At 28.7% G+C, this 8,683-nt stretch carries 6 protein-coding genes; 3 read left to right on the forward strand and 3 right to left on the reverse strand.

What is annotated here, in order from left to right; genetic code table 11:
- Window positions 1-136 precede the first annotated feature (136 nt).
- Entirely contained in the window at window positions 137-1,783 is a 1,647-nt protein-coding gene (locus BET03_RS05560) for a sensor domain-containing diguanylate cyclase (protein ID WP_120168170.1), read from the forward strand.
- Between the two features lie 37 nt (window positions 1,784-1,820).
- On the opposite strand, the gene BET03_RS05565 is transcribed toward BET03_RS05560, so the two are convergent.
- From BET03_RS05565 to BET03_RS05575, 3 genes are all read right to left on the reverse strand, one after another.
- Window positions 1,821-3,131: a dicarboxylate/amino acid:cation symporter gene (locus BET03_RS05565; RefSeq protein ID WP_120168173.1), complete on the reverse strand. Its 1,311-nt coding sequence runs from the start codon at window positions 3,129-3,131 to the stop codon at window positions 1,821-1,823.
- 120 nt (window positions 3,132-3,251) lie between these two features.
- On the reverse strand, window positions 3,252-4,307 hold the full coding sequence (locus tag BET03_RS05570) for a DNA polymerase IV (RefSeq protein WP_120168175.1): 1,056 nt from the start codon (window positions 4,305-4,307) through the stop codon (window positions 3,252-3,254).
- 27 nt (window positions 4,308-4,334) lie between these two features.
- A complete protein-coding gene (locus BET03_RS05575) occupies window positions 4,335-6,440 on the reverse strand; it encodes an ATP-dependent helicase (protein WP_207666038.1) in 2,106 nt (701 codons plus the stop codon).
- Window positions 6,441-6,658: 218 nt separating this feature from the next.
- Between BET03_RS05575 and BET03_RS05580 the strand changes: the two genes are divergently transcribed.
- Together BET03_RS05580 and BET03_RS05585 are read left to right on the forward strand one after the other, a co-directional pair.
- Window positions 6,659-7,993 carry a PhoH family protein gene (locus tag BET03_RS05580; RefSeq protein WP_120168177.1) on the forward strand — a complete coding sequence of 445 codons (1,335 nt, stop codon included), beginning with the start codon at window positions 6,659-6,661 and terminating at the stop codon, window positions 7,991-7,993.
- Window positions 7,994-8,100: 107 nt separating this feature from the next.
- Complete coding sequence (locus BET03_RS05585) at window positions 8,101-8,574, forward strand: DUF134 domain-containing protein (protein ID WP_120168179.1); 474 nt, start codon at window positions 8,101-8,103, stop codon at window positions 8,572-8,574.
- Window positions 8,575-8,683: the final 109 nt, after the last annotated feature.

The following is an 8,683-nucleotide window of genomic DNA, read 5'->3' on the forward strand; positions in this document are numbered from 1 at the left end:
AAAATTCCTATAAATAAGAGCATGATTGGTACATTTCCATAGACTTAAAACTATTTTAATAATAGGGAAGAGTGTCAATAGGTCTTTTAAATTAATAATTATATATAGGGAATATAAGTAATGGAAGGTGGAGTTAATGAAGGGAAATTTTCCAAAGGAATTTTTTAGCTATGCTAAGAGAAATAAAGTTTTACCCTTATTTATTATTGGGCAACTGCTTCTTATTACCTTATGTATAATACACAAGGATAAAAATATAATACTTTTTTCGGTTTTTACGATTTTTATTTTAGAATTATTTCTACTATATTCATTTATTAGAGATAAAAAGCTAAATAGTTTCAGTAAAGAAGATGGTCAAGATATTTATAATATAAGTTCAGAATTTTCTCCACTAGAATCAGAAGAAGATAAGTTTCAAAGTTTTTTAGAAAACTGCCCATCTTCAATATTTTTAATCCAGAAAGACAAAATTATATATGCAAACCCTAGAACAGTCCAACTTACAGGATATACCCTTGATGAGCTCTATAGAAAAAAATGGGAAGATTTAATTAGTGATGAAATGAAGGGTTTTGTTAGAAAAAAGTTAAGCAACAAATTTTGGAAAAATAATGCCCTTAAGAATATAATAAAGATTAAAACTAAATCTGGAAAAAACTATTGGGTTAATTTTACTGCAAATAAGATAATGTATAATGGGCAAGAAGCCATTATAGTAAATGCATATGATGTGACAGACCAAAAAAGGGCACAAGACCAGTTGGATAGATTAATAAAACTAAAGGATTCAATGCTTAAAATCACCCAATCTATTATAGGGGTAGATAATATTAAGGCTTTATATCACCTCATACTTGAGAAAGCCTTAGAAGTAATTGACCATGCAAGGGTTGGAAGTATTCTTATACTTGATGAAAATAAAAAATTAATTCCAGCTGCATATAAAGGATATGACCCAGAAAAAATGGAAAACTTTAATTTAAAACTAGATGAGTCTTTCCTTTGGATAAAAAGTGGTGGCAAAGTTGATAGAACAATTATCATTAATGATGTTAAAGCATTAAAAGATACAAAAGTATTGGAGTTTTCAGCTAATCCAGAAAATTGGTCTATTGGGTCTACAATAAGTGCTCCAATTATAATACATGGAAAACTATATGGAATGCTCAATATAGATAGTGAACGAAAAAATGCTTTTACAGAAGACGACCGTTTAATGCTTGATTATTTTAGAAGTCAGATAGAAGTAGCATTAAAAAAACATCTGTTATATAAAGAAATAATTAAGTTATCACGTTATGACCAGCTAACTAATGTATATAATAGGAGATATTTTGAAGAGTTATTTAAAAAACATCTAAAAGAAAAAAGTAAGGAAAAATTTTCACTTGTATTATTTGATTTAAATGGACTTAAACCAATAAATGATAAATTTGGACATTTGTCTGGAGACAAACTAATTAAGAAATTTTCAAATCATTTAAAGAAAAATATGTGTGATTACGACCTGCTGGCAAGGTATGGAGGAGATGAATTTATAGCTGTATTTTTTAATATTAGCTATGAAAAGTTAGAAAGAAAATTAGAGTCTTTACTCAAAAGTTTTCATGAATGTCCAATAAAGATAGAAAATGAAAAAATTATCTGTAGTTTTAGTTATGGTATAGCTAATTATCCAGAGGATGGTAAAACATATAAGGAATTAGTAAATATAGCGGATAAGAGGATGTATGACTATAAGTTTAAAATGAAATCCGAAAAACAAGCAATTAATATATAAAAAGCAAAAAAGAACGGCTTTAAGCCGTTCTTTTTTATTAAGGATTTAATTCTAATGATTCTTTTGTATCTCTATTAAATCCTTCTCTGTCAAATTGCTTTTCTGAATTAGCTACTAGTAAAGAAACTACTGTATCACCAGTAACATTAACACATGTTCTTGCCATATCTAATACAGCATCTATGCCAAGAACCATTGCAATACCTTCAAGTGGTAATCCTAAGCTTGTTAATACAACGGTAGTCATAATTGAAGCTGTACCTGGAACTCCAGCTGTTCCTATTGAAGCTAAAGTAGCAGTTGTTATTAACATAATATAATGTGTTAATGTTAAGTCTATATTAAATACTTTAGCAACAAATACGGCTACTATTGCTGGATATAATCCTCCACATCCATCCATATTAATTGTAGCCCCTAATGGAGCAACAAATGTTGCTATCTTTTCTGAAATTTTTACCCTTTCTTTAAGGGTTCTTAATGTTACAGGTAATGTTCCGTAACTACTTCTAGTTGTAAAGGCAACAACTTGTGCTGGATAAACCTTTTTAAAGAATCGAATTGGATTAACCTTAGCAACAAAAGTTAACAGACTTCCATAAGTTAATCCTATCTGTAATATTGCTGCTAGATAAACTGCTATAACTACTTTTCCAAGTGGAAGAAGTGTTGAAATTCCATATTTACTTGCAACATTAGCCATTAAACCAAATACACCATAAGGTGTTAATTTTAGTACCATTTTGGTTACTCTAAACATAAGTTGTGTAAAACCTTCAATAAATTCTTTAACAGGTTTTATAACTTCAGGTTTCCTTGTGTTTTCAATAGTTAGAGCAATTCCTATAAGAACAGAGAATATAATTACAGGTAGTATTTTACCATTAGCCATTTCTGCAATAGGATTTGAAGGAACTAAGTCAAGGAAAACACTAGAAAGTTTAGGAATTTCTCTAGCTTTGTAAGAAGTATCTTGGGCAAAATTCATACCTGCTCCTAAATCTAAAACATTTGCAACTACAATTCCTATTAAACTTGCAATAGCAGCAGTAAATAGGAACCATCCAATAGTTTTAAAACCTATTTTTCTTAATTGAGTAGGGTTATCTAATGAAGTTATACTTGAAATTATAGCTGCTACAACTAATGGCATAACTAGCATTTTGATTAATTTTACAAATCCATATCCTATAGGAACCATACTTTGAGCATCTTGTTTAAAGATTGTACCAAATGCTATACCTAAACCCATTGCGGTTAAAACTCTAATACCAAAGCTGACCTTTTGTCTTTGAATTAAGTATAAAATACCTAAAAGTAGTAACCCAACTAATATACTGATATTCAAAGGGAACACCTCCTAAAATTATTTAAGTATTAACATAAATCTTATTATTCCTATAGGTTTACTAGGGATTATTGTAGCATGAATTTATAATTTAGTCAATAATTTAACTAAAGGTTATTATTACCAAAGATTATCAAAAAAGCTTAATTGTTCAATAGGGTTATCTGAAAAGTTGGATGCAGTAAGCCCTATTAACCTTAAAGGTTCCTTTAACTCTATTTCTTCTAAAATATCTACTGCTACATTGTATATATCACTAAATGAACTTATATATTCATTTAGTGTTTTACTTTTGGTATGTATTTCGAAACTGGAGGTTTTTATTTTAATAGTTATAGTTTTAGCATATAGTTTTCGCCTATTAAGTGAATGGGAGATGTCTTTTGAAAACTCTAATAAATATTTTTTTAGATAGGTTTTATTATTAGTATCTTTTTTAAGAGTTGTTTCCCTTCCTAGTGATTTTATTTTTCTACTTACCTTTACTGGTCTATTATCTATTCCACGAATTCTATTGTAAATTTCTAGTCCTAATTTACCTAATATTTCTATTAGGTAATCCTGTGAAAGGTTTAGAAGGTCATCTATAGTATATATACCTATATAATTAAGTTTTTCAGCAGATTTTTTACCTATACCGTAGACTTTATCAATAGATAGTGGCTTTAAAATATCTGGAACCATATCCTTTGTTATAATCTTTAGACCATTGGGCTTATTCCAGTCAGATGCAAGCTTTGCAAGAAATTTATTATAAGAAATTCCAATTGATACAGTTAAACCTGTTTCTTTCATAATATGTTCTTTAATAAAATATGCTATTTCCTTTGGTGTCTTTTTTACATTTGTCACATCAAGGTATGCTTCATCTATAGAGAGGGGTTCAACTAAGTCAGTAATTTTATACAAAATCTGAAATATCTTTTTTGAAACTTCTTTATACCTTTCTTTTCTAGGAGATAGAAAAATTCCATGGGGGCATTTTTGTTTTGCTATATACATGGGCATAGCAGAGTGAACTCCATATTTTCTGGCCTCATAGGAACAGGTTGAAACTACACCTCTACTGCTTGTTCCTCCTACAATAACCGGTTTATCTTTTAGTTTTGGATTATCTTTTATCTCAACAGCAGCAAAGAAGGCATCCATATCAATATGTAAAATATTTCGCTCCATTTTACATTACCCCCATTAAAACTAAAATTATAGTATATCTAAAATATTATTTTTTACACAAAGGTCAAGAGCAAACTTTTTTATCCCTTTACTATGGAAATCTATCGTAATAATATTATCTTCAATAGATTTTATTTTTCCCTTTCCAAATTTCTTATGTTTAACTAATGTTCCTGACTTATATTTAAATTTAGAGATATTATTTTCAAGATTATACTTTTCTAAAATTTCTTCTAGTTCATTAATAAATCTTGATGGATATACATTTTCACCATTTTTATAATTAACAACAATTAAATCTAATATAGTTTTAGCTCGTGTCATTCCCACATAGAAAAGTCTTCTCTCTTCTTCTAGTGGACTAATATTACCTTCATCAAAATCCTTTATACTACCTATAGTAGGAAATTCACCATCTATAAGATCAATCATATATACCTTATCAAATTCTAGACCTTTAGCTGAATGAATAGTAGTCAAAGTTAAAGCATTTTGGCTTTTTTTATTTTTAATACTGTCAATGAAACCCTTTAAACCTTCTAATTTAGATAAAAATTCTATAGGTGAATTAGTATCAACACTTAAAAGCTTAAGTGTAGAAAGGACCATTTGTCCACTTTCATATGAAAAACCAAATTTTTTGCAGTTGTCTTTTAAAAAATTTCTATATTCTAAATTGTTTTCTATAAACTCCATTGCCTGTTGGGGTTTCATTTTTAATATAGAGTTAAAGTCAGATTCTAACCTTAAAATATTATCTTTTTGGAATGATTTAAAATCAGGATATTTAAGTAATCTTTCAAAAACTGAGCCATTATTTGTATTTTCAATGATGTAATTTAAAGCTCTCTTAGGAATATATCCATTCATTTTAAAATATACCTTTTCAAATGCATTAATGTCACTATTATCAAGGGCTAATTTCAAAAAATTAGTTATATCTTTTACTACCCAATGTTTGAAAAAATGAAGCTTTAAATCTTTTATATAAAAGGGAATATTTTCCTTATGCAACCTATCGATTAAACTTATTGATGATATATTGTTTCTATAAAGTATTGCAACTTCAGATAAATTGTTACATTTTTTAAGCTTATCTATTATATAATCTAATTGATCATACTCATCATTAAGCTTAACTATAGTCACAGGCTTTATACTATTATTTTTTGTGAACATATTCTTTTCATATCTTATTGTGTTTTCTTTTATAAAGTCATTACATACAGAGACTATGTTATTAGATGAACGATAATTTTCTTCCATAAAAAAGGTTTTAGCATTAGGATAAACACGATTAAAATTAAGTAAATATTCTGGATATGCCCCTCTAAAACCATAGATAGATTGGTCATCATCAGCAACCACAAAAAGATTGTTAAGAGGGTAGGCTAGAAGCTTTATGATTTCATTTTGAACTTTAGAAACATCTTGTCCTTCATCTACTTGAATGTATTTGTATCTTTCTTTACATTGATTAAGTAAAATATTGTCTTTCTTTAGAATTTTTAATGTTTCAGTAAGCATATCGTCAAAGTCTATGTAGTTATATTTCCTTTTATACCATTCATATTGAGAAAATATTCTATCAAAATTTTCTATACCAAAATTCTTATGTTTATTAAAATCATCTATTTCTATCATCATATTTTTTACATAACTAATAGTGTTAGATAGTTCCTCTAATTTATCGTCATTAATATGGCTTCTGTTTATACTTCTATATAATTCTTTTAATAAGTTAGACTTATTTATATCTGAGTCTTTACTTTCAATTAAAGTCCAATTTATTTTATTTTTCTTATAGTAATGCCTTAATACACTATAGGCAAATCTATGTATAGTAGAAAATTCCACCTTAGTCCTAACAAAGTCACCAAAAACTTGGTAAAACCTCTTCTTCATATCCTTTGCAGATGCTTTGGAAAAAGTTATAGACAATATGTTTTTAGGATTAATGTTGTAATTCATTACAAGATTTGCTGTTCTACAAATAAGTACAGTAGTTTTGCCAGCACCGGGTACAGCTAATACAACTGCTGGACCATCTTTATGTAATACTGCCTGTTTCTGTTGTGGATTCAAACTTATCCCCTTTTCTTTTTGTAAAAAATAAAAGAAGCCATTGTCCAAGGCTAGTTCCTCCTTATAGTTAGGCTTTTATAATTATCATTATAAGTATATAATAAAAAAAACTACTATTAAAGTAGGTAAAAGCTTACCATATGAAAATAATATTTAACAACACTTTAATTAAGGATTAATATGAGTTTAATAAAATATAATTGGAAAAATTTTTAGGGTATATGAATAATAATAAAGTAAACAGAAAAAAGTTAGGGGGCGTAATTTTGAAAAAAATTTATGTTCTAGACACAAGTGTTTTACTTGAAGACCCAAATTCACTTTTTGTTTTTGAAGACAATGATGTTATAATACCTGCAGTAGTATTAGAAGAATTAGATAAGAAAAAAAGACTAGGGGATGAGATAGGGAGAAATGCAAGGAAAGTTTCTAGAACCCTTGATAAGTTAAGGGAAAAAGGGGATATAAGTAATGGAATAACCCTAGATGGAGGAGGAACTATTAGAATAGAACTTAACCATAAACATTTAGGTAATGTTAAAGAATATTTTCATGAAATAAATAATGATAATAGAATTATTGCAGTAGCATTAAATTTAAAAATTGAAGAGGAGAAAAAAGAAAATCCTAATAAAGTTGTAATGGTGAGTAAAGATGTTTTAGTAAGAATAAAGGCTGATGCTTTAGGTATTCCTTCAGAAGATTACCTTTCAGATAAAATAGTACAATTTAATGATATGTATATAGGATATGTCACTATAGATGTACCTCCTAGTTTTATAGACGAATTTTACAGTAAGGGGTTTTTAGACACTTCAATTGAGCCTTTTAATCGTTATAAATTTTACCCACACCAATTTGCAATCCTTAAAGATCAACTAGGGTCTTCTCAATCAGCCCTTTCATATTATAATCCCAGGGATAAAGTAATAGAACCATTAAGAATAAATGAAAGAGAAATATGGGGAATATACCCAAGAAATGTACAGCAGAAGATGGCATTTGAATTGTTGTTAGATGATTCTATTCCGCTTGTAACCCTTACAGGAAGAGCCGGAACGGGAAAAACTCTACTTGCTTTAGCAGCAGGTTTATATAAAACAGAAGAATTAGGATTATATAAAAGGCTTTTAGTTGCTAGACCAATTGTACCAATGGGAAATGAAATAGGTTTTTTACCTGGAGATAAAGATGAAAAGATAAGGCCTTGGATGCAGCCCATATATGATAACCTTGAGTTTATATTTGATGCTAATAAAGAGGATAGTATAGATGATATTGTTGTGGGATTAAAAAGGCTTCATGTAGAGGCATTGACTTTTATTAGGGGGAGAACTATCCCAAATCAGTTTATTATAATAGATGAAGCCCAAAATCTTACTAAACATGAAGTAAAAACAATAGTTTCTAGGGTAGGAGAAAATAGTAAAATAGTATTAGTTGGAGACCCAGAACAGATTGATCATCCTTATTTAGATTCTGCTAATAATGGTTTGACATATGTAGTAGAAAAATTTAAGGAATATATAGAGGCTGGACATGTAAACTTTGAAAAGGGAGAAAGGTCAAGATTAGCCCAACTTGCAGCAGAAATATTATAATATTTGGTCTAGGTATTTTACAAAGTTAAATAATCTATTTAAAAATTAGGATAATAAGTAGTATAATATATACTATATTAATTTATTGACTAGTAGGAGGTAATTTGATGCCTAGACCGGTTAAATGGAGAAGAGTTGAAATTATTCCTGAATATAAACATTTTAAGCCTTCAAATATTCCGGCATGTGAATTAGAAGAAAATATTTTAAAGATTGAAGAATTGGAAGCAGTAAGGCTTAAAGACCTTGAGGGATTAGACCAAGAATCATGTGCTGAAAGAATGGCAATATCAAGGCAGACTTTTCAAAGAATATATAACTCAGCTAAAAAGAAGATAGCAGATAGTCTTGTTAATGGAAAGGCAATTAGAATAAGGGGAGGAAACTATACTAGAAATCTATGTACTATAAAATGTAATGAATGCGGCAATGAATGGGAAAGTAGAGTTGAGGATATAGAGGAAAATCAAAACAATGAGAAAATATGTCCAGAATGTGGTTCTACAGACCTTTATTGTAAGGAAAAAGAAAATAACAGGTATTGTAGACATAGATGTAGAAGACGAAAGGGTAGAAGATAAATTTAATTTAAAAATGCAGTCGTTAATGCGACTGCATTTTTAAAATCAAAGGGACGGTTCTTTTGATTTATAAGTAAAAAGCAGGTATTGCTCTTACTTGGCCAATGTA

It is taken from the genome of Thermohalobacter berrensis, assembly GCF_003609645.1.
GTDB classification, from domain to species: Bacteria; Bacillota; Clostridia; order Tissierellales; family Thermohalobacteraceae; genus Thermohalobacter; species Thermohalobacter berrensis.

Bases quoted from the DNA above. Each gene is read 5' to 3' on its own strand.
- BET03_RS05560 (WP_120168170.1), top strand. From the start codon at position 137: ATGAAGGGAAATTTTCCAAAGGAATTTTTTAGCTATGCTAAGAGAAAT.
- BET03_RS05570 (WP_120168175.1), bottom strand. From the start codon at position 4,307: ATGGAGCGAAATATTTTACATATTGATATGGATGCCTTCTTTGCTGCT.
- BET03_RS05585 (WP_120168179.1), top strand. From the start codon at position 8,101: ATGCCTAGACCGGTTAAATGGAGAAGAGTTGAAATTATTCCTGAATAT.